At 61.2% G+C, this 22,928-nt stretch carries 16 protein-coding genes; 8 read left to right on the top strand and 8 right to left on the bottom strand.

Translation table 11 applies throughout. The features are described 5' to 3' along the window. Window positions 1–238: 238 nt before the first annotated feature. The 6 genes from AC1DXW_RS29210 to AC1DXW_RS29185 all read left to right on the top strand — a co-directional run bounded on the left by AC1DXW_RS29210 (window position 239) and on the right by AC1DXW_RS29185 (window position 12,268). Window positions 239–1,762 carry a fumarate hydratase gene (locus tag AC1DXW_RS29210; RefSeq protein WP_477760793.1) on the top strand — a complete coding sequence of 508 codons (1,524 nt, stop codon included), beginning with the start codon at window positions 239–241 and terminating at the stop codon, window positions 1,760–1,762. A gap of 208 nt (window positions 1,763–1,970) precedes the next feature. Beyond that, window positions 1,971–6,605: a SpvB/TcaC N-terminal domain-containing protein gene (locus tag AC1DXW_RS29205; protein ID WP_477760792.1), complete on the top strand. Its 4,635-nt coding sequence runs from the start codon at window positions 1,971–1,973 to the stop codon at window positions 6,603–6,605. 96 nt (window positions 6,606–6,701) lie between these two features. Beyond that, on the top strand, window positions 6,702–8,468 hold the full coding sequence (locus AC1DXW_RS29200; protein ID WP_477752563.1) for a sensor histidine kinase: 1,767 nt from the start codon (window positions 6,702–6,704) through the stop codon (window positions 8,466–8,468). Next, window positions 8,462–9,796 carry a sigma-54-dependent transcriptional regulator gene (locus AC1DXW_RS29195; protein ID WP_223460049.1) on the top strand — a complete coding sequence of 445 codons (1,335 nt, stop codon included), beginning with the start codon at window positions 8,462–8,464 and terminating at the stop codon, window positions 9,794–9,796. Before AC1DXW_RS29200 ends, AC1DXW_RS29195 begins: the two co-directional genes overlap by 7 nt. A 297-nt stretch (window positions 9,797–10,093) precedes the next feature. Further along, window positions 10,094–11,413, top strand: coding sequence for an MFS transporter (locus AC1DXW_RS29190; RefSeq protein ID WP_477756521.1), 1,320 nt, complete (start codon window positions 10,094–10,096; stop codon window positions 11,411–11,413). A 231-nt stretch (window positions 11,414–11,644) separates the two neighbouring features. Then, entirely contained in the window at window positions 11,645–12,268 is a 624-nt protein-coding gene (locus AC1DXW_RS29185) for a flavin reductase family protein (protein ID WP_477756520.1), read from the top strand. A gap of 3 nt (window positions 12,269–12,271) precedes the next feature. Here the strand turns inward: AC1DXW_RS29185 and AC1DXW_RS29180 are convergent, their stop codons facing one another. Next, a complete protein-coding gene (locus AC1DXW_RS29180; RefSeq protein ID WP_223532182.1) occupies window positions 12,272–12,502 on the bottom strand; it encodes a hypothetical protein in 231 nt (76 codons plus the stop codon). 41 nt (window positions 12,503–12,543) lie between these two features. After that, a complete protein-coding gene (locus AC1DXW_RS29175) occupies window positions 12,544–12,897 on the bottom strand; it encodes a putative quinol monooxygenase (RefSeq protein WP_477756519.1) in 354 nt (117 codons plus the stop codon). Window positions 12,898–13,326: 429 nt separating this feature from the next. Between AC1DXW_RS29175 and AC1DXW_RS29170 the strand changes: the two genes are divergently transcribed. After that, window positions 13,327–14,256, top strand: a complete 930-nt coding sequence (locus AC1DXW_RS29170) for an AraC family transcriptional regulator (RefSeq protein ID WP_477756380.1) — start codon at window positions 13,327–13,329, stop codon at window positions 14,254–14,256. Between the two features lie 146 nt (window positions 14,257–14,402). On the opposite strand, the gene AC1DXW_RS29165 is transcribed toward AC1DXW_RS29170, so the two are convergent. From AC1DXW_RS29165 to AC1DXW_RS29140, 6 genes are all read right to left on the bottom strand, one after another. Further along, on the bottom strand, window positions 14,403–15,458 hold the full coding sequence (locus AC1DXW_RS29165; protein ID WP_477756381.1) for an ABC transporter ATP-binding protein: 1,056 nt from the start codon (window positions 15,456–15,458) through the stop codon (window positions 14,403–14,405). 18 nt (window positions 15,459–15,476) lie between these two features. Beyond that, window positions 15,477–16,325 carry an ABC transporter permease gene (locus tag AC1DXW_RS29160; RefSeq protein WP_477756382.1) on the bottom strand — a complete coding sequence of 283 codons (849 nt, stop codon included), beginning with the start codon at window positions 16,323–16,325 and terminating at the stop codon, window positions 15,477–15,479. Next, on the bottom strand, window positions 16,322–17,230 hold the full coding sequence (locus AC1DXW_RS29155; RefSeq protein WP_477756383.1) for an ABC transporter permease: 909 nt from the start codon (window positions 17,228–17,230) through the stop codon (window positions 16,322–16,324). The genes AC1DXW_RS29160 and AC1DXW_RS29155 overlap by 4 nt, the downstream gene beginning before the upstream one ends. Before the next feature lie 117 nt (window positions 17,231–17,347). Next, window positions 17,348–18,451 carry an ABC transporter substrate-binding protein gene (locus AC1DXW_RS29150; RefSeq protein WP_007986100.1) on the bottom strand — a complete coding sequence of 368 codons (1,104 nt, stop codon included), beginning with the start codon at window positions 18,449–18,451 and terminating at the stop codon, window positions 17,348–17,350. Window positions 18,452–18,746: 295 nt separating this feature from the next. Next, on the bottom strand, window positions 18,747–20,195 hold the full coding sequence (locus AC1DXW_RS29145) for an aldehyde dehydrogenase family protein (RefSeq protein ID WP_477752663.1): 1,449 nt from the start codon (window positions 20,193–20,195) through the stop codon (window positions 18,747–18,749). Next, a complete protein-coding gene (locus AC1DXW_RS29140) occupies window positions 20,192–21,829 on the bottom strand; it encodes a 5-guanidino-2-oxopentanoate decarboxylase (RefSeq protein ID WP_477752664.1) in 1,638 nt (545 codons plus the stop codon). Before AC1DXW_RS29140 ends, AC1DXW_RS29145 begins: the two co-directional genes overlap by 4 nt. Window positions 21,830–21,988: 159 nt before the next feature. On the opposite strand from AC1DXW_RS29140, the gene AC1DXW_RS29135 reads away from it, so the two are divergent. Continuing rightward, complete coding sequence (locus tag AC1DXW_RS29135) at window positions 21,989–22,870, top strand: LysR substrate-binding domain-containing protein (protein ID WP_477752665.1); 882 nt, start codon at window positions 21,989–21,991, stop codon at window positions 22,868–22,870. The last annotated feature ends 58 nt before the right edge of the window (window positions 22,871–22,928 follow it).

Below are 22,928 nucleotides of genomic sequence, written 5' to 3'. Positions count from 1 at the left end.
AAAAACAAAATCAAAAGATCGCAGCCTGCGGCAGCTCCTACAGGGATCGATCACGACAATGAGACCAAGGTTTGACCACTGGCGCGTGTGCCGCTCAACGAGGCGCGGTATACTGCCGCGCCTTTTTAGCGTCGCGCCAGCTTGCCCGGCGTGCCTTGAAAGGTGCTTGCAACCGACCGATACACCCAAGCTGCAAGCACCTTATTGAATGTTCCCGTCTTTTAGAGGAGCGCGACTCATGACCGTGATCAAGCAAGACGACCTGATTCAGAGCGTTGCCGACGCCCTGCAGTTCATTTCCTATTACCACCCCGTGGATTTCATCCAGGCGATGCACGAGGCCTACCTGCGCGAAGAATCGCCAGCGGCCCGTGACTCGATGGCACAGATCCTGATCAACTCGCGCATGTGCGCCACCGGCCACCGCCCGATCTGCCAGGACACCGGTATCGTTACCGTGTTCGTGCGTGTCGGCATGGACGTGCGCTGGGATGGCGCCACCATGAGCCTGGACGACATGATCAACGAGGGCGTACGTCGCGCCTACAACTTGCCGGAAAACGTCCTGCGTGCTTCGATCCTCGCCGACCCGGCGGGCGCTCGCAAGAACACCAAGGACAACACCCCGGCCGTCATCCACTACTCCATCGTTCCGGGTAACACCGTGGAAGTGGACGTGGCGGCCAAGGGCGGCGGTTCCGAGAACAAGTCGAAGATGGCCATGCTCAACCCGTCCGACTCGATCGTCGACTGGGTGCTGAAAACCGTCCCGGAAATGGGCGCCGGCTGGTGCCCACCGGGCATGCTCGGCATCGGCATCGGCGGCACCGCCGAGAAAGCCGCGGTCATGGCCAAGGAAGTGTTGATGGAATCCATCGACATTCACGAGCTGAAAGCCCGTGGCCCGCAGAACCGCATTGAAGAAATGCGCCTGGAGCTGTTCGAGAAGGTCAACCAGCTGGGCATCGGTGCCCAGGGCCTCGGCGGCCTGACCACCGTGCTCGACGTGAAGATCATGGACTACCCGACCCACGCCGCTTCGCTGCCGGTGTGCATGATCCCGAACTGCGCCGCCACCCGTCACACGCACTTTGTGCTCGACGGTTCCGGCCCGGTTGCCCAGGAAGCGCCACCTTTGGACGCCTACCCGGAAATCGTCTGGGAAGCCGGCCCGTCGGCCCGTCGTGTCAATCTCGATACCCTGACCCCGGAAGAAGTGCAGAGCTGGAAGCCGGGCGAAACCGTCCTGCTCAACGGCAAGATGCTCACCGGTCGCGACGCTGCGCACAAGCGCATGGTCGAGATGCTGAACAAGGGTGAAACCCTGCCGGTGGACCTCAAGGGTCGCTTCATCTACTACGTCGGCCCGGTCGATCCGGTCGGTGACGAAGTGGTTGGCCCGGCCGGTCCTACCACCGCGACGCGGATGGACAAGTTCACCCGTCAGATCCTCGAGCAGACCGGTTTGCTGGGCATGATCGGCAAGTCCGAGCGCGGCCCTACTGCGATCGAAGCGATCAAGGACCACAAGGCCGTTTATCTGATGGCAGTCGGCGGCGCGGCTTACCTGGTGGCGCAAGCGATCAAGAAGTCCCGCGTTGTCGCTTTCGCCGAACTGGGCATGGAAGCGATCTACGAGTTCGACGTGAAAGACATGCCTGTGACCGTTGCGGTCGACAGCAAGGGCGAATCGGTACACATCACAGGTCCTGCCATCTGGCAGCAAAAGATCAGTGAAAGCCTGGCGGTGGAAGTGCAGTAAGCACTGACATCGCACAGTAAGAACCGGTCTGTCGGCAACGGCAGACCGGTTTTTTTACGCATGAAAAAAAGTAATCAAAGACCGAGACAAGCGAACCGTTTGTTCTAAAAATACCGGGTTGACCTGTCAGATCTGACAGGTTACAGCCGCCAGCCTCGCTGATAGCTTGAAGGCACTCGATGCATTCTCTGTCACGGCGGACACTTCCATGGCGACTGAACAGCAGGGCACCCTCGACATCAACGCCCCCGCCCTCCCCAAAGGCGGCGGCGCCATCCAGAGCATCGGCAAGGGCTGGGGCGCGGTGGGTACCAGCGGTGCCGCGTCGCTGGAGTTGCCGCTGCCGATCAGCAAGGCACCCAACCGCGATCTGGTTCCGACCCTGGGTCTGGGTTACAGCAGCGATGTCGGCAACAGTCCATTCGGCATCGGCTGGCGGCTGACCACCAACGCGATCACGCTGCGCACTACCAAGGGCGTGCCGAAGTACGACGGCAACGATCAGGTGGTCGGCCCCGGCGGCGACGTGTGGATGCCCGAGAAAAGTGACGACGGCAAACTGATCTCCAAAACGGTGTCCGGGTACAACGGCGTTCAGATTGGCATGCACCATGTCGTGCGCTACTGGCCCCGGGTCGAAGGCGCTTTCGATCTGATCGAACACTGGACCAAAGATGACGATGCTGACAACCCGGCCGGCTTCTGGCTGATCCACGGCGCCGATGGCAGCCTGCATTGCTACGGAAAAACCGAGGCATCACGCCGGGCCGATCCACAAGACAAAACCCATGTTGGTGTGTGGCTGATCGATGAAAGCCTGAACCTGCGCGGTGAACATGTGGTGTACCTGTACCAGGCGGAAGTCGAGGAGCCGGCTGCTCCGCAGTTCCGCGACTACCGCAGCCAGCGTTACCTGCGTCGGGTCTTGTACGGAAATGCCCAGGCCAACGCCAACCTGTATGCATGGAAAGTCGATGGCTGGAAAGACGTGGCCTGGCATTTCCACCTGCTATTCGATTACGGCGAACGCAGTGCCGACCTGACGCAAGTACCGATTTACGACCTCCCCGGCATAGAGCGCGGCGAGTGGGGGGCACCGCGCAAGGATCCTTTCTGGAATTACGCCTACGGGTTTGAATTGGGTTCCCGGCGCCTGTGCCGTCAGGTCCTGATGTTCCATCAATTCACCGAAGAACTGGGTAAAGACCCGGTGCTGGTCCAGCGCCTGCTGCTTGAGCACCGCGAGAGTCCGCTGGGTTACAACCATCTGACTGCCGCGCACATCCAGGCATATGACAATCAGGGCCAGATGGAAAGTCGCCCGCCCATGGAGTTTTTCTACAACCCGTTTGAACTTGATCCCACGCGCGAGGGTTATAGCGAGTTCCCCGAGATGCCGGGGCTCAATGACGGTCAGCGTTATCAACTGGTGGACTTGTATGGCGAGGGCATGCCCGGCGTACTGTTCAGCAGCGACAAGGCCTGGTATTACCGCGAACCGTGGCGCGCCGACAGTGGTGGCAACGACGTAAGTTATGGCGACTGGGAGCGCTTGCCCGGCATTCCCGTTGCCGACAGCAGCAAACCGATTCGCCAGTCCCTCAGCGACCTGACCGGCGACGGCAAGCTCGACTGGGTAATCGCCCGCCCCGGCCTGTCCGGGTTCTTCACCCTCAATCCCGACCGAACCTGGTCGAACTTCGTGGCCTATGCTGCGTTCCCCACGGAGTTTTTTCATCCCATGGCGCAGTTGGCGGATCTGGTGGGTGACGGTCTGACCGATCTGGCCTTGATCGGCCCGCGTAGCGTGCGGCTGTATTCAAGCCGTCGTGCAGTCGGGTTCAGCCATGGGAACAACGTCCCTCATGACGACGACTCGCTTCCCCTGTTGAGCAGTACCCAGACCGAACTGGTGGCTTTCAGCGATCCACTGGGCAGCGCGACACAACATTTGATCCGCATCCGCCACAACGAAGTCAAATGCTGGCCGAATCTGGGCCATGGAAAATTCGGCAAAGGTTTCGTCCTTTGCGAGCTGAATTTCAAATATGCCGAGTTCGATTCGTCGCGCGTGCGGCTGGCGGACCTGGACGGCTCGGGCGCGGTTGACCTGATCTACCTGGAGTCGGACGGTTTCCGGATCTACATGAATCATGGCGGCGAAGGCTTCGAAGAGGACTATGTGAAAATGCCATGGCCGCAAGGCGTGCGTTACGACCGCTTCTGCCAGGTGAGCATCGCCGACCTGCAGGGGCTGGGATGTTCCAGCCTGATCCTGACCGTGCCACACATGGAACCCCGACACTGGCGCTACGATTTTGTCAGCGCCAAGCCGTATCTGGTGAATGCCAGCCACAACAACATGGGGGCCGTGACGGGAGTGAGTTACCGCAGCTCGGCCCAGGAATGGCTGGACGAAAAAGCCGAGCTGATCGCCGCCGGCAAAGCCCCGGTGTCTCATCTGCCGTTCGCCATGCACCTGGTGAGCCAGCAGACCCAGCTCGATGAAATCACCGGCAATCGACTGACCCAGGGCTTCAGCTATCGCCGGGGTTTTTACGACAGTTTCGAACGTGAGTTCCGGGGTTTCGGCCTGCTGTTGCAAACCGATACCGAGGCTTCGGCCGTGGAGCGTTCCAACCCGGGTTTCACTGCGCCGATTCTGAGTAAAACCTGGTTCCATACCGGCCGCGCCATCGACATGCGCGACGACGGTTACTACGACGGTGACACGAACGCAGAGCCGCTGCGCACGACGCTGCTGCACGAGTATCACCTCAGCGACGCAGCGGGACGCGTGATCAGTCCTGATGAAGACCTCGCCCGTGAGATGGCCCGCACCCTCAGCGGTTCAGTGTTGCGCGCGGAGGTGTTTGCCGCCGACGACGATCCCGAAACGGCCGTGCCCTATACCGTGCAGGAGAACCGCTTTCTCATTCGCCAATTGCGCCCCAAAGGCAAGAATCACCCCTATGCCGTGTTGCAGTCACTGGCACTGGAAAGCATTGCCTACCAATACGAACCGCAGCTGGCTGACGATCCCTTGGTGCAGCACACCCTCAATCTGGCGTGGGACAAATTCGGCAGCCTGACCCACGGTTTTGTCGTGCACTACGCCCGGCGCAAAACAGACAAGGACAGCCCACCCTTGCGCGTCGATCAGCCCGGCGATGAGAGCGATGAAGACTACGAAAACAAATGGTGGCTGGACGCCCACGACGCAGCACAACAATGTTGGTATCTGACCGAGGCCAAAGCCGAGTATCGGTATTTGGAAGCCCCTGACGGCTGGCGTCTGGGCCTGCCCTATCGTCAGCGCGCCAATGCGCTGGTCCTGGAAAAGGATGAACTCAAACCAGTCGACATCAACCACGAAAACTTCCTTGACCGGGCCGATGACGAAGGAGCCTGGGCAGCCAAGGCGGTGCTGACCGGTTTGTCGCTGCAACGCTATCAGGATCCGGCCACAGGCAAATTACTGGAGCCGGATAACCTGATCTTCACCGCCCTGCCCGACTACCTGGAAACCGCCGAACTGGACGCCACCGCCCTGAGCGCCTACGACAAGCTCAAGGACGAAAATGGCGACATGCCGTTCAACCTCAAGGAGAAACTCGAATCGCCAGAAGTCGGTTACCACATCATGGATCTGTTCTTGCCAGACGCTGTGCAGGGTGAACCCGAAGACCCGACCGATGCCAGGAACTACCTGTGGTCCGTACGCAAAAGCTTCCCTACTTACCACGGTTTGGCAGGGTTCTTTAACGTCGAACAATTCCAGCAAACCAAGAGCCATGGCATCACTTGCGTAGCGTATGACGAGTACTGGTGCCTGAGCACCGCCGTCACCCTGCCGGATGGCTGCACTACAAGCATCCTCGATATCGACTACCGATCGTTCCTGCCCGCAGGCATCATCGACCCCAATCAAAACACCTGGGAAGCCCGCTACAACGCCTTCGGCGAAGTGCTGGTGACCAGCTTCCATGGCACGGAACTGGGCGTCGAGGTCGGTTTCGATCCGCTCAGCGGTTACCAGCCACCGGAAGACCGCACCCCGGCCGGCGCTATCGCCGACAAGAACAAAGCCATCGGCAATTACGCCACGGCCACGTTCTCTGCGCCCTTCAGCTGGATGGGTAAAGTGCCACCGGCAGCGCCCGCGCCCTGGTTGACCTGGGCCCAGGCCGAAGGTTTTGTATTGCCCGACTGCCACCTTTGCAGCCGGGCTCGCGTGCACCTCGAAGGCTTGCAGAATCCTTCGGCGAACGAGCGGCAACTCCAGCAATACCTCGACGACGCTCATCGCGAACCGGTGCATGTCGTCACCCTGCAGGCCGACCGCTACCCCGGCGACCCGGAGCTGCAAATCCGCGCGGTCATCGCCTGCTGGGACGGCTTCGGACGCTCCCTGCAAACCAAGCAAGAGGTCGAACCGGGCCTGGCCTGGGTAGTGAACGACAAAGGCGAACTGGAACCCGACGAAAACGGCCGGCCCAGGGAAGAACAGGCGGCCCGACGCTGGCGGGTCAGCGAACGGGTCGAGTACAACAACAAAGGCGAAACCGTGCGGATCTATCGCCCCTACTTCGCCAGCGCCTACCGCTACATCAATGACGCTTCGATCCGCGAATCGGGTTACCACGACCAGCAGTTCTACGACGCCGCCGGCCGGCCGACACACACCGTGCTGGCGAAAAAAATGTTGCAGGGCAATCCGCCGGAACAAAAACCGTTGCGCCGGGAACAACGCTATCGCACCTGGTACACCATTGCGTTCGATGAGAACGACTTGTTTGATCCGCCACCCGTGCAGCGGCGAAAGAACACGCTGGTGATTTGAGCCAAGGGGGAAACATTGGCGCAGGCGTTTCGGTGAGTGTGGATCACCGTTCACATGCTATGGTGCTTTCCCCCATTTTCGCCTGTTGTTCATTGCATGCTCCCGACCTCCAGATCCCTGCGCCTGGCGCTCTACACCCTATTGATCATCGCCGGCGCCGCCATCGTCGCCACGCTGGCCATGCGCCACGCCGTGCGCCAGTCAATGGTCGAAGACGCGGCCCGTGCCAATCAGCAATTGGCGCTGTACGCCACGTCCCTGCATACCCTGATCGAACGTTACCGCGCCCTGCCCGCCGTGCTGGCGCTGGACCCGGAACTGCGCTCGGCGCTCAAGGGGGCGGTGAGCCCAGAGCAGCAGGATGCGTTGAACCGCAAACTGGAAAAGATCAATGGCGCCGCCGAATCCTCGACCCTGGAATTGCTCGACCGCAGCGGCCTCGCCATCGCGGCGAGCAACTGGCGTTTGCCCAGCAGCTATGTCGGTCACAACTACGGTTTCCGCCCTTATTTCAACCAGACCCGCACCCAAGGCACCGGACGCTTTTATGCCGTGGGCGTGACCAGCGGGATTCCCGGTTACTTCCTCTCCAGCGCGGTCAGCGATGATGGCGGCCAGTTCCTCGGCGCCATGGTGGTGAAACTGGAGTTTCCCGAACTGGAGCGGGAGTGGCGTCAGGGCAGCGACACGCTGCTGGTCAGCGACGCACGCGGGATCATTTTCATCGCCAATCAGCCAGGCTGGCGCTATCGCCTGCTCAAGCCGCTGAGCGACAGCGATCATGCCGAACTCAAGACCACCCGCCAATACGACAAGCAGCCCCTGACCCCACTGACGTTTGAGTCGTTGCGGCGCTTCGACGATAACAGTGACCTGACTCGGGTCGATGGCCCGGACGGCAAGGCCGATTACTTGTGGGAATCCCTGCCGCTGAGCACCGAGGGCTGGACCCTGCACCTGCTGCGTCGCCCGCAGGTCGCCTTCGAAGACAGCCGCAACGCCGCGCTTGCCGCGGCCGGGTTGTGGCTGACCCTGGTGTTCCTGTTGCTGTTTCTCAACCAGCGCTGGCGCCTGGCGAAAATGCGCCAGCGCAGTCGCGAAGAACTCGAACGACTGGTAGAAGAACGCACCCGCGACCTGCGCACCGCCCAGGAAGGCCTGGTGCAATCGGCCAAACTCGCGGCGCTGGGGCAGATGTCCGCCGCCCTCGCCCATGAAATCAACCAGCCACTCACCGCCCAGCGCATGCAGTTGGCAACCTTGCGCCTGCTACTCGACCACGGCCGCGTCGACGACGCCTACAAGGCGCTCAAACCGGTGGATGAAATGCTCACGCGCATGGCCGCCCTCACCGGCCACCTGAAAACCTTCGCCCGCAAAAGCCCCAGCGGTTTGCGCGAACGCCTGGACCTGGCGGCGGTGGTGGACCAGTCGCTGCAACTGCTCGACACCCGGCTGCGCGACGAACAGGTCAGCACTGTGCTGCACCTGACCCGCCCGGCCTGGGTGCGTGGCGATGCGATTCGCCTGGAGCAGGTGCTGATCAATCTGCTGCGCAACGCCCTCGATGCGATGCAGGACAAACCCTGCAAACGCCTGGAAATCCGCCTCGAAGCCGACGAGCAATTGTGGCGCCTGAGCGTGATCGACAATGGTGGCGGTATCGCCGAAGAGAACCTGTCCAAGGTCTTCGATCCGTTCTTCACCACCAAACCGGTGGGCGAAGGCCTGGGGATCGGTTTGGCCGTATCGTTTGCCATCGTTCACGAATCCGGCGGGCGCCTGAGTGCCGGCAATCATGACAAAGGTGCCGTGTTTACCCTGACCTTGCCCATCGACCTGGAGGTGCATGAAGCATGCTGAACTCAGTGATCGTGGTCGACGACGAAAGCAGCATCCGCAGTGCCGTCGAGCAATGGTTGAGCCTGTCGGGTTTCGAGGTGCAGCTGTTCAGCCGCGCCGATGAATGCCTGGCGCAATTGCCCAGGCATTTTGCCGGGGTGATTCTCAGCGATGTGCGCATGCCCGGCATGACCGGCCTGGAACTGCTGGCCGAGGTGCAACGCCGGGATGCCGATTTGCCGGTGATCCTGTTGACCGGCCACGGCGATGTGCCGATGGCCGTCGAGGCCATGCGCGACGGTGCCTACGATTTCCTCGAAAAGCCCTTCAGCCCGGAAACCCTGCTCGGCAGCCTGCGCCGCGCCCTCGACAAGCGCCGGCTGGTGCTGGAAAACCGCGCGCTGCACGAACAGGCGGACAACCGTGCCAAGCTGGATGCCACGTTGCTCGGCGTGTCCCGTGGCCTGCAAAACCTGCGTCGGCAGGTTCTCGATCTGGCGGCGCTGCCGGTCAACGTATTGATCCGCGGTGAAACCGGCAGCGGCAAGGAACTGGTCGCCCGCTGCCTGCACGACTTCGGACCGCGGGCCGACAAGCCCTTTGTCGCACTCAACTGCGCGGCCATCCCCGAGCAATTGTTCGAGGCCGAGCTGTTCGGCCACGAGAGCGGCGCGTTCACCGGAGCGTCCGGCAAGCGCATTGGCAAACTGGAGTACGCCGACGGCGGCACGCTGTTTCTCGATGAAATCGAAAGCATGCCCCTGGCCCAACAAGTGAAATTGCTGCGGGTGTTGCAAGAGCAAAAGCTTGAACGACTGGGTTCGAACCAGAGCATCCGCGTGGATCTGCGCATCATCGCCGCGACCAAACCGGACCTGCTCGACGAAGCGCGGGCCGGACGTTTTCGCGAAGACCTGGCCTATCGTTTGAACGTCGCAGAACTACGCCTGCCACCCTTGCGCGAACGCCGGGAAGACATACCCTTGCTGTTCGAATCCTTTGCCCAAAACGCCGCCGAACGGCTGGGACGTAAATTTCCACCGTTGAGCGGCGCACAGTTGAGTCACCTGCTGAGCCACGACTGGCCGGGCAATGTGCGCGAACTGGCGAACGTCGCCGAGCGTCAGGTATTGGGGTTGGGTGAGCCGGAGCCATTGGGCATCGAGCCCGGCCAGTCACTGGCGGCGCAGCAGGAAGCGTTCGAAGCGCAATGCCTGCGTGCCGCACTGACCCGGCACAAGGGCGATGTGAAAGCGGTGCTCGAAGAACTGCAACTGCCGCGCCGGACCTTCAATGAAAAGATGCAGCGGCATGGGTTGAGCCGGGAGATGTTTTTGCAGGACAGCTGAGTTTCTGCAGTGCCTGTCCTGGCCCCATCGCGAGCAAGCTCGCTCCCACAGTAGATCTGTGTACGCCGAGCATTGTGGGAGCGAGCTTGCTCGCGATGGGGCCGGCAAAGGCAATACACCCCCTCCCGATAAGCAATTTTCCGCTCGTCGCCCACCACGGATAAGCGGATTTCCGCTCACAAAAACGCCTTCCCCCCTCTAAACCGGCCCTCTTCCCTTTGGCACAGCTCCTGCTATAGCCCCTGCAGGCTGCGTTTATTCGCGCTCCACAAAAACAATTAAATGAAGGATCCTTCAATGGATAACTCCAACTCCCTGCCGCTTGGGTCGGCTGCCCTGCCGGCCAAAGAAAGAACCACGTCCAGCCGCATCAAATCGATTTTCAGCGGTTCCGTCGGCAACATGGTCGAGTGGTACGACTGGTACGTCTACGCCGCCTTCTCCCTGTACTTCGCCAAGACCTTCTTCCCCAAAGGCGACACCACCGCCCAACTGCTCAACACCGCCGCGATCTTCGCCGTGGGCTTCCTGATGCGTCCGATCGGTGGCTGGCTGATGGGGCTGTATGCCGACAAGGTCGGGCGCAAAAAGGCCCTGATGGCCTCGGTGTACCTGATGTGCTTCGGCTCACTGCTGATCGCCCTGAGCCCGAGCTATGAAGTCATCGGAATCGGCGCGCCGATCCTGCTGGTGTTCGCGCGCTTGCTGCAAGGCCTGTCGGTGGGTGGCGAATACGGCACCTCCGCCACCTACCTCAGCGAGATGGCGACCAAGGAGCGTCGCGGTTTCTACTCCAGCTTCCAGTACGTGACCCTGATCTCCGGCCAGCTCATCGCTTTGGCGGTGCTGATTGTCCTGCAGAACTTCCTGACCACCGAGGAGCTCTACGCCTGGGGCTGGCGCATCCCGTTCGCCATCGGCGCGCTGTGTGCCGTTGTGGCGCTGTACCTGCGTCGTGGCATGGAAGAAACCGAGTCCTTCACCAAGAAAGAAAAAGCCAAGGAAAGCGCGATGCGCACCTTGATGCGTCACCCCAAGGAACTGATGACCGTGGTCGGCCTGACCATGGGCGGCACCCTGGCGTTCTACACCTACACCACGTACATGCAGAAATACCTGGTGAACACCGTCGGCATGAGCATTTCCGACTCCACCACCATTTCCGCCGCCACACTGTTCCTGTTCATGTGCCTGCAACCGGTCATCGGCGGGCTGTCGGATAAAATCGGTCGCCGGCCGATCCTGATTGCCTTCGGTATCCTGGGAACCCTGTTCACCGTGCCGATCCTCACCACCCTGCACACCATCCAGACCTGGTGGGGCGCGTTCTTCCTGATCATGGCGGCACTGATCATCGTCAGTGGCTACACCTCGATCAATGCCGTGGTGAAAGCCGAACTGTTCCCGACCGAAATCCGCGCCCTGGGCGTGGGCCTGCCGTACGCACTGACCGTTTCGATCTTCGGCGGCACCGCTGAATACATCGCGCTGTGGTTCAAGAGCATCGGTATGGAGACGGGTTACTACTGGTACGTGACCGCATGTATTGCCGTGTCGTTACTGGTGTACGTCACCATGAAAGACACCCGCAAGCATTCACGGATCGTCACGGACTAAATCAAGCCTCAAGGAAAAGGGGCAGATCTCACCGGGGTCTGCCCCTTTTTATTGAATCAACATAACCCCTTGTGGGAGCGAGCCTGCTCGCGATGGAGTGTCAGTCGGCACCAACTTATCTGATACACCATCGCGAGCAAGCTCGCTCCTACAGAGGGTAGAGTCGACTGGAATTCAGCGGTTCATCCTTGCACTATGAACGCCACCCGAACTACGCCCTGGAATTACTCCATGCCCGACGACATCCACTTCTACGAACCCGCCAACGGCCACGGCCTGCCCCACGATCCGTTCAACGCCATCGTCGGCCCGCGCCCCATCGGCTGGATCTCTTCACAGAATGCCGAGGGCCGCTTGAACCTGGCGCCCTACAGCTTCTTCAACGCCTTCAACTACATTCCGCCGATCATTGGTTTCTCCAGCATCGGGCGCAAAGACAGCCTGAACAACATCGAGCAAACCGGCGAGTTCGCCTGGAACCTGGCCACCCGGCCGCTGGCCGAGCAGATGAACCAGAGCTGCGCCATGGTCGGGCCTGAAGTCAACGAATTCGAATTGGCCGGCCTGACGACCGTTGCCTCGAAGGTCATTCAGGTGCCACGGGTGGCCGAGAGCCCGGTGTCCTTCGAGTGCAAGGTCACGCAGATCATCCAATTGCAACGGGCGGACGGCAATGTAGTGCCCAGCTGGCTGATCCTCGGCGAAGTGGTCGCCGTGCATATCGCCAAGTGGCTGTTGAAGGATGGGATATACGACACCGCCGCGGCAGAACCGATTCTGCGCGGCGGCGGGCCAGCGGATTATTTCCAGCTGGGGCCTGAGGCGTTGTTCAAGATGTACCGCCCGGGGCGGTGAGAATCACCAGAGCAGGTCGGTGTTTTCCTTGACGTCCTTGAGGCGGGTCAGTTCCTTGGCGGCCGCATCATCGGCCTCGTGAGCGGTCTTGAAGATCTGGCCTTCCAGCACTTTGTGAAAGCGCGGGGCGCCGGCACCGCCCAGCGCTTTGACGGCGATAGCGGCGTGGTAACCACCCTCGCCCGGTACTACAGCGGAAACAGCTTCGAAGTGATCAAAGGCTTTACGTGCCATGTCGCGAATCCTGGCTGGTTGAGAATGCCGTCATTAAACCCTCAACCGGCCAGTTTGTGTACCGCCACTGCGGACTGCCGCAAGGCCTGCGCCACCGAGACATCCTTGAAGGTGTGGAAATCCAGACTGTTGACCACCAGCTCCTGCACCAGCTCGGCAAAAATCTCCATCGCCGGCGTGCTGAAGTACGCGGTCATGGCCTGTTGATTGCTCCAGAAACCGGACACCAGCCACAATTCCGGATCGCATTGCGAATGCTGCAAGGCAAAGCTCAGGCAGCCTGGCGCTGCGCGGGACGGTTCGATCAGGGCGCTGAGGCGCACACCGAGTTCCGCCGAACGCCCGGCGCGCGCTCGAACGAAGGCCATATGACTGACGGGGATCTGCGTGGACATGTTCAACCCTCCCGGGGAGTCGCGTGGCAGCCGGGGGACGGGCTGCGACAGGATCAAAGGTTAAGGGCCGCGACGCCTGTCTCGTTAGTCGATTCCTGCCGGTGCGTTGCACAATCCTGCGAAACTGCATGGACAGCCTGTAACAAACGGTAAAACCCTGTCACGGTTCTGCCATACGAGTTTTGTGTAGGAGCTGCCGAAGGCTGCGATCTTTTAGACGCTCATCTATAGAATCAAAAGATCGCAGCCTTCGGCAGCTCCTACGGGGTTATCGGCGTTAGTTGAAGCGCGCCTGTGCGTTGGCCGTGTTTGGGAACGAAACCAACCCCGAGCAGAATCAGGCAAGCATCTGACAGGATGTGTCTACCGCTGCGGCTTGCACAAACTTATGCTCTGCCCATTACTCATGCCTTGCCGAGGATGCCTCGCATGTCGTCGTTCGATCACTTTCAAGCCCCGCTGGACACCGACATGGAAAAGCAACGTGCGGAACTGGCGGCGATCATTCGCCGCAACACCGCCGAAGATGGCAGTTATGCCACGGCCATCGGCTCGCTGTTCATGTCACGCCACAGCCAGTCCCACGAGTTCGCCCCGGGGCTGGCGCAACCGGCGCTGTGCATCATGGCCCAGGGGCGCAAGGAAGTTCGGCTGGCCGATGAATACTTCAATTACGACCCGTTGAACTACCTGGTGGTCTCGGTCTCGATGCCGCTCAGTGGACGGGTGGTGGATGTCTCGCCTGAGGAACCGATCCTGGCCCTGCGCCTGGACATCGACCCGACGGAAATCACCGCACTGATCGCCGACGCCGGCCCCCTCGGCGTGCCCACCCGGCCAACCGGGCGCGGGCTGTATGTCGAAAAACTCGACACCGCGATGCTCGACGCCGTGCTGCGCCTGGCACGGTTGCTGGACACGCCAAAAGACATCGCCATGCTCGCGCCGCTGATTCGCAGGGAGATTCTCTATCGCCTGTTGCGCAGCAAGCAGGGGCATCGGCTGTACGAAATCGCCATCGCCAACAGTCAGAGCCATCGCATCAGCCAGGCGATCAAATGGCTCAACGGCAATTTTGAACAGCCGTTGCGCATTGATGATCTGGCCAAGGAAGTGAACCTGAGCGTGTCGACCCTGCATCACCGCTTCAAGGCGATGACGGCGATGAGTCCGTTGCAGTATCAGAAGCAGCTGCGCCTGCAGGAAGCGCGGCGGTTGATGCTGGCCGAAGGGCTGGAAGCTTCGGCGGCGGGGTATCGGGTCGGGTATGAAAGTCCGTCGCAGTTCAGCCGGGAGTACAGCCGGTTGTTCGGGGCGCCGCCGTTAAGGGATCTGGCGCGGTTGCGGTTGACGGTCTGAGCTTGATTCTTTGCAAGCAGTAACGGCCCCATCGCGAGCAAGCTCGCTCCCACAGGGTTCTGGTGTACACCGATCCAGTGTGGGAGCGAGCTTGGTCCGGGCGGCGTTCCGACGATGAGGCCAGCACAAACAACATCAAATCCGGATCAGGCGCCAAGCACCCGGCAAGCCTCCACCGGCAAGGTCACCGACACCGGATGCCCAACGCTCAGGCCAAAGCCCTGGCACGGCGTGCTCAGCGCAGTAAACGACACCCCGGAACACTCCACCGTGGTCTCGATGGTCGCGCCGATATCGCGCACGAACGTCACCTTGCCCAGCAAGCGGTTGCCCGCGGTCGCCTGGGGTGCTGACAGTTGCAGGTCTTCCGGGCGAATCAGCATCTTCACCTTTTCGCCAGCCACAATGCTGCTGCAGATCGGTACTTGCAGCGCATCGCCGCCTGGCAAGCTGACTTTGCCATTACCCAGCACCGTGGCCGGGAAGATGTTGCCCGAGCCGATGAAATCCGCGACGAACTCGTTGGCCGGGTGGCGGTAGATCTCGATCGGTGTGCCCACCTGCTGCACCTTGTGCTCACCCAGTACGACCACGATATCGGCCATGGTCATGGCTTCACGCTGGTCGTGGGTCACCATGATGGTGGTGATGTTCAGGCGCTGTTGCAGTTGACGGATTTCCACCTGCATCGACTCGCGCAGCTTGGCGTCCAGCGCCGACAACGGCTCGTCGAGCAGGAGGATTTTCGGGTGATTGGCAATCGCCCGGGCAATTGCCACACGCTGGCGTTGGCCACCGGACAGTTTGGCCACCGGACGATCAATCATTTGCTGCAACTGGATCAGCTCCAGCAACTCCACCACTCGCGCCTGCTGATCGGCCTTGCTGACCCCGCGCAGTTTCAGCGGATAAGCGATGTTCTCACCCACGGTCATGTGCGGGAACAACGCCAGGGACTGGAACACCATGCCGAAATTGCGCAGGTGCGCCGGGGTGTTGCCGATGTCTTCACCGTCCAGGCGGATTTCGCCGCCGGTCAGGGTTTCAAGGCCGGCAATCATGCGCAGCAAGGTGGTTTTGCCGCAGCCCGAAGGGCCGAGGAAACACACCAGTTTGCCCTCGGGCAAATGCAGGTTCACATCCGTTACCGCGCAGGCCGAGCCGTAATGTTTCTCGACGTTTTCCAGAATCAGACCAGACATGTGAATCACCTCAAGAAATCAGAACGAAACGCCACCTTCACCAACCAGCTTCTCCAGCGCCCAGATCAGGACGAAGTCGATCAGCACGATCAGCACGGCAAACGAAAATACGGTTGGGTCGAGCGAAGACACGGTGCGGCTGTACATCCAGATCGGCACGGTCATCACATCGATGGTGTAGAGGAAGTAGGTCACGGTGAATTCGTTGAACGAGACGATGAACGCCAGCAGCATGCCCGCCAGGATCCCCGACTTCATCAACGGCACCACCACATCGACAATAGCTCGCAGCGGTGAAGCGCCGAGCATTTGCGCGGCCTCTTCGACTTCGCTGCCGATGGAGAGCATCGCTGCCGTGCAGTTCTTCACCACGAACGGCAACGCGAGGATCACGTGGGCAATCACCAGTCGCGAGGTGGTCATCTGAAACGGCAGGCTGTCGAACACCAGCAGCAACGCCAGCCCCAATACCACCATCGGGAACACCAGGGGCAACGACATCAATTGCAGCGCCACGGCTTTGCCACGGAACTCGCAACGGGTCAGCGCGTAAGACGCCGGCACCGCGATGATCGTGGCGAAGACCATGGTCAGGCACGCCACCATCAGGCTGGTGCTCATGGCTTTGCCCAGGCTCAGCACATCGCTGGCATCCGGCGACACGAAGGTGTGCCAGGCGGCCTTGTACCATTGCAGGCTGTAGCTGCTTGGCGGGAAGTCGAGGTTCGACGCGCCGCTGAACGACATCACGATCATGGTCAGGATCGGTAGCACCGCCAACAGCAGGATGAAGCCCGAGAGGATGCCGGCAAACTTGCCGGTATCACCCGGCAACAGCGACTGGCGCTTCTTGATCAGGGTACTCATTGCGAAGCCTCCAGCATGCGCCGACGACGGCCAGTGATGTATTCGGACAGGGTCATGATCGCGAGGGTGGTGACGATCAGCACCACACCGGCAGCGGATGCGGCGGGCCAGTTCATCAGCGGGGCGATCTGGTCATGCACCATCACCGCCAGCATCGGCACGCGCCGGCCACCGAGCAGCAAGGGCACCACGAAACTGCTGGCGTTGTAGGCAAATACCAGGGTCGCACCGGTAATGATCCCTGGCAGACTCATCGGCAATACCACCTGGCGGAACACCTGGAAGCGACTCGCACCCAGGGTAGCGGCAGCTTCTTCGTAGCTGCGGGCGACGCCGCGCATGGCGCTGGCAATCGGCAACACGGCCAGCGGGAAGGCGGTTTGCACCAGGCCCATCAACACGCCGTTCTGGTTGTACAACAGCATGATCGGGCGCTTGATCAGGCCCAGGCCCATCAGTGCCTGGTTGAGCATGCCACCGGGGCCGAGGATCACCAGCCAGCCGTAGCTTTGCAGCAACAGGTTGACCAGCAAGGGCAGCAACACTGCCGCCAGGAAGATCCGCCGCACGAATGGCGAAGTCAGGCGTGACATGGTGTAGGCCACCGGGATCGCCAGGATCACTGCGATCACCGCGCTGATCAGCGCCAGGCGCAGGGTCAGCATCAGCGACTTGAGGTAATAGGGTTCCAGCAACTGGGCGTAACTGGCCAGGCTGAACCCGGACCATTCCGCGCCTTTGGTGCCCACGCTCATGCGCAGTACCAGGAGGCTCGCGGCAATCAGTACGCCAAGAAACAGCATCGACGGCGAGAGGAAAAGCCAGGCGCGCGTCGTTGGCGAAACACCCCGAGCGGCGCGCACTGGGGCGGCACTCAGCGGATGAGTCAGAGGTTGGTGTTCCATAGCAAAGGGTCTCGTCAATGGAAAGCAGCTGACAAACGACTGACACTCCGCTATCGCGAGCAAGCTCGCTCCCACAGGGGATCTTCAGTGTTTGAAGATCCTGTGTACGTCACTCGATCAGGAAGAAAAGATTTCCGTGTAACGACGAATCCACTGGTCATGCACAGTCGCCAGGAAGGCGTTGTCGTGCATGATCGCCTTCTCGGCAATCTGCTCCGGCGTGAGGATGTACGGGCTCTTGCGTGCTTCGGCGGAGATGATCGCCTTGGCGTTGACCGGGCCGTTGTAGATGTCTTCAGCCATCTTGCCCTGCACCAGCGGGTCCAGAGAGTGGTTGATGAAGGCATAGGCCATGTCGGTATCGCCCGGACGGTTCTTCGGCATCACCGACAGCATCAGGTCGGTGTAGAAACCTTCCTTCATGCCGAACGTGGCGCCCAGGCCGTAGTTCGGATCGCGGATCTGCTTCGGGAAGAACGCGGGGGCGTACAGCCCGCCCATGTCCAGGGAACCGGTGCGGAACAGTTCGGCAATCTGGTTCGGGTTTTCACCCAGGGTCACCACACGATCCTTCAGCTCGGCGAGTTTCTTGAAGCCAGGTTCAATGTTGTGTTCGTCACCACCGGCCAGTTTGGCGGCGATGATGATCAGGTCCATGGCCTCGGTCCAGTTCGGCGGCGGCAGGAAGATGTTTGGTGCCAGTTCTGGGTCCCACAGGGCCGCGTAACTGTCCGGCGCTTGTTTCTGGGTGCGGGTGCTGTAGACCAGGCTGTTGCACCACAGCAGATAACCGATACCGTGGCCATTGGCGCCGGTGCGGTATTTCTCCGGTACATCGACGAGGTTGGGAATGCGGTTGAGGTCGGGTTTTTCCAGCAGGTTGGCGGCGGCCAGACCTTCGGCGCCGACGCCTGCCAGGGTGATGATGTCGTACTGCGGACGATCACCGCCGGCCTTGAGCTTGGCGACCATTTCCGAGGTACTGCCGGTGCGGTCAGCGATGACCTTGCAGCCGTACTTGTCTTCGAAGGTCGCGGCGATGTTGCGCAGTGCGGCCAGGCCCGTGTCATCGGACCAGGTCAGCAAACGCAGGGTCTTGCCGGCAAAACGTGTGTCGCTGGCATTGGCCTTGATGAACGGCATGCTCATGGCTGCCGCTGCAACCGAGGCTACGCCCACGGTCTTGATGAATTGACGTCTGTTCAGATCATGCTCGCCCATTACGGACTCCCTTTGTTTTTGTAGGTATAAGGCAGGTCGAAACTGTTGCATCCGCGCGACCGGACCAGCGTTATCCCTCGTATTTTCGGGGGCTTGGCTGAGCCAGCAAGTTCATCCTGAGGTCGTGTAAAACACCTGACTATCGATAAAAACTCATTGAAGCCATGACGCCAGCGCATGCCTCTTGTAGGAGCGAGCCTGCTCGCGATGGGTGCAAAGGCACCGCGTACATTCAGGCGACCCACGTCATCGTTGACGTCCATCGCGAGCAGGCTCGCTCCTACAGTGATTGGCGTCAGACTGCCCGGATCACGTGTTTGATTTCCTGGAAAGCCTGCAAGCCCCACGGCCCCAATTCGCGGCCGATGCTGCTCTGCTTGTAGCCGCCCCAGGCGGTCTGCGGGAAGATCACCTGTGGCGCGTTGATCCACACAAGCCCCGCCTGCAAAGCGTTGGCGACGCGGTCAGCGGTCTGTGCATCGCGCGTCACCACACTGGCGACCAGACCAAACTGGCTGTCGTTGGCCAGGTCAATCGCCTCGGCTTCAGAGGCGAAACTGCGCACGCAGATCACCGGGCCGAAAATCTCTTCACACCACAGCGCACTGTCGAGGGGCACTTCGGTGAACACCGTCGGCTGCAAAAAATATCCGCGCGGCAGGTCGGCCGGGCGATTGCCACCGCAAACCAGCTTGGCGCCGGCACTCAAACCACGGTCGATGTGACCGAGCACGCGCTGGTATTGCGCCTGATTGACCAGGGCGCCCATTTCCACGTTCGGGTCGAACGGGTCGGCCACGCGAATCGCTTCGGCACGGGCCTTCACACGAGTCAGGAATTCATCGGCCAGTTCATCGGCGACCAGCACGCGGCTGGTGGCGGAGCACATCTGCCCGGCGTTGAAGAAACCACCGCCACAGGCCACTTCCACCGCCAGGTCGAGATCGGCATCGGCCAGTACCAGCAGCGAAGATTTACCGCCCAGTTCCAGGCTCACGCCTTTAACGGTTTCCGCCGCACGTTGCATGACCTGCACGCCGACCGCATTGCTGCCGGTGAAGGATATTTTCGCGATGCGCGAGTCAGCCGACAGGGGCGCGCCAACCGCCCGGCCAGTGCCGCACACCAGGTTGAACACGCCCGCAGGCAACCCGGTTTCAGCGATGATCGCCGCCAGTTCCAGCTCCGGCAGCGGCGTCACTTCCGAAGGCTTGAGCACCACGCAGCAACCGGCGGCCAGGGCCGGGGCGAGTTTCCACGCAGTGGTGACCATCGGGAAATTCCACGGCACGATCAGGCCGACCACACCGCACGGCTCGCGGCGCAGGCGAGCGCTGAAATCGTCGGTCGGCAGCTCGATGACGCTGTCCTGTTTCGCGTCCAGCCCTTCGGCCAGACCGGCGTAATACTCGAACGTGGCGATCACGTCATCGACGTCGATCGCGGCTTCGAATTGCGGCTTGCCGTTGTTGCTCGACTGCAAGTGCATCAGCTTTTCACGGTTGGCCTGCACGCCCACGGCGATTTTGCGCAGGATCGCGCCGCGTTCGGCGCCTGTGGTTTTCGACCAGACGGCGAACGCCTGGGTCGCCGCGCTCACGGCTTGATCAACCGCACGCTCGTCGCCGCCATTCACGGTGGTCAACAGGGCTTCGGTCGCCGGGTTGATCACGCGCAGGTGTTCGTTGCCGGCCGACCATTGGCCGTTGATGTACAGGCCATCCAGGGTAGTCGGGAAGCTCATTTCGACACCGCCTGCATCCACTCGGCCTGGTCGATTTCAATCAGGGTCGGGCCCTGGCGATCGGTGGCCATACGCAATGCGCCACGCAATTGCTCGACACTGCTGATCGCTTGCGCCGCGCAACCCAATGCCTTGGCCACACCGATGAAGTCCGGGGTGTAGATGTCCACGCCGACCGGCTCGATGGCACGGTTGACCATGTATTTCTTGATCTCTTCGTAGCCCTGGTTATTCCACAGCAGCACGATCACTGGAGTGCGCGCTTCAACGGCGCTGGCCAATTCCGGCAGGGTGAATTGCAGGCCACCGTCGCCGATCAGGCACACCACAGGAGGACGCGCGCCACCTTCAACGCTGCCACCCAGCCAGGCGCCAATCGCTGCCGGCAAGGCGTAACCGAGGGTGCCGTAACCGGTGGACGAGTTGAACCAGCGACGCGGGCGCTCCGGGTTGAACGTCAGGTTGCCGGTGTACACCGGTTGCGTTGAGTCGCCGACGAATACCGCGTTCGGCAATTCATGCAGAACGGTTTCGAGAAAACGGGTCTGAGCCAGGGTCGGTGCGTCCCAGGTCGCGGCCAGGTCTTCACGCAGACGGGCGGCGCGTACTTGCCCCCAATCGTTGCGGCGCTCGGCCAGGGACTTGTGCGACAAGGCGCTGAGCAAAGCCTGGGCGGCGTTGCGCGAGTCGGCCACCAGTGCCACGTGCGGCGGGTAGTTGCGCACGGTCTGGTCCGGGTCGATGTCGACGCGCAGCAACTTGCCAGGAATTTCGAAACCGCCGGCGAAGGTCACGTCGTAGTCGGTCTCGGCCAGTTCGGTGCCGATGGCCAGGACCACATCGGCCTCGGCGACCAGCGCACGGGTAGCGACCAGGCTCTGGGTCGAGCCGATCAGCAACGGGTGGCCGGAGGCGAGCATGCCCTTGGCATTGATAGTCAGGGCGACCGGTGCGTCCAGCAGTTCGGCCAGCTCAGTCAGCTCGACGGCCGCGTCGATGGCGCCGCCACCGGCGAGAATCAGCGGACGCTTGGCGCCGGCCAGCAAATCGGTCATGCACGACACGGCGCTCGGCGAAGCACCGGCTCGGTCGATATTGACCGGCAGGCTGGCGAGCAAGTCGTCGGCTTCTTCGACCAACACATCCAGCGGAATTTCGATGTGCACTGGACGCGGACGGCCAGCCTGGAACAGCGCAAAGGCACGAGCCAACACGCCCGGCAGCTCGGAAGCCGACATCAGGGTGTGGGAGAACGCCGCCACACCGGCACACAGTGCGCCCTGGTTCGGCAGCTCATGCAGCTTGCCGCGACCACCGCCCAACTGGCTGCGCGATTGCACGCTGGAGATCACCAGCATCGGGATCGAATCGGCGTAGGCCTGGCCCATGGCGGTGGTGATGTTGGTCATGCCAGGGCCGGTGATGATGAAGCACACACCCGGTTTGCCGCTGGTGCGGGCGTAGCCGTCGGCCATGAAGCCGGCGCCCTGTTCATGGCGCGGCGTGACGTGGTTGATGCTCGAACGGGCCAGCCCGCGATACAGCTCCACGGTATGCACCCCCGGAATGCCGAACACCTGCTCGACCCCGTAGTTTTCGAGTAACTTGACCAATACTTCGCCGCACGTCGCCATGTCTTTGCCCTTTTTGTTCGTTTGAGACGCCGGGCGTGCGCTGTGTTTATGATGGATTCGCAGGCCCGGGAATGGCCTCATTGGAACGGGCGACAGGTAGCCGCAACAATGGATAAAAAGTCATACTAGCCATGTCCTCACGTCATACCTTGGATCCCAATGAAACGACTGCCTCCCCTGCCGGCGCTGCACACTTTTCTGATTACCGCGCAGTGCTGCAACTTCACCCGGGCCGCCGAGCAACTGCACATCACCCAAGGCGCGGTGAGTCGACAGATCGCCGGGCTGGAAGATCATCTGGGTTATGAACTGTTCATCCGCCTGGCCCGAGGCCTGGACCTGACAGCCGAGGGACGGGAATGGCTGCCACGGGTGCAGCAGATTTTCGGCCTGATCGATGAGGCGGTTGAACAGATCGGCGAGAAGCGCGAAACCCTGCAACTCAAGGCCCCGACCTGCGTCATGCGCTGGTTGCTGCCGCGTCTGTTGCAATGGCAACGGGAACGCCCGGACGTACCGGTGGAGCTGACCACCACGGTCAAGCACGGTGTGGATTTTCATCGCGAGCAGTTCGATGCAGCGGTGATGTACGGCGCACCGCCGGACGATTCATTGATGTCGCAAAAACTCTTCGACGAACAACTCACGCCTGTGTGTTCCAGACCGATGCTCGAAGGCCCCATGCCCCTGCAGATACCAGCCGATCTGCAACAACACCTGTTGCTGCACCCAACCCGCGATGAACGGGACTGGAAGGCCTGGTTGAAAGCCGCGGATGTGCATTTGACCAATGTCGGCAAGGGCCAGCACTTCGAAACACTGGACCTGGCAATGTCGATGGCGTCCCAGGGAACGGGGGTAGCGATTGGTGATTGGTCGCTGATTGGCGATGACCTGAACGCCGGGCGGCTGGTCATGCCATTCGAATTGAAGGTGACGACGGGGCTGGCGTATTACCTGGTGTTCCCCGAAAAACCAGGACCTTCGCCGAAATTACGTGAATTGATGAGCTGGTTGGTGGAGCAGGCGCAGTCTCGGTAAACCACGGTATCTGTAGGAGCTGCCGCAGGCTCGGTCCGCGCTCGGGCGATCTTTTGAC

The organism is Pseudomonas sp. P4_C4 (assembly GCF_056402055.1).
Note: the sequence above shows the minus strand (reverse complement) of the source record. Positions and strands in the feature narration are given on the sequence as shown.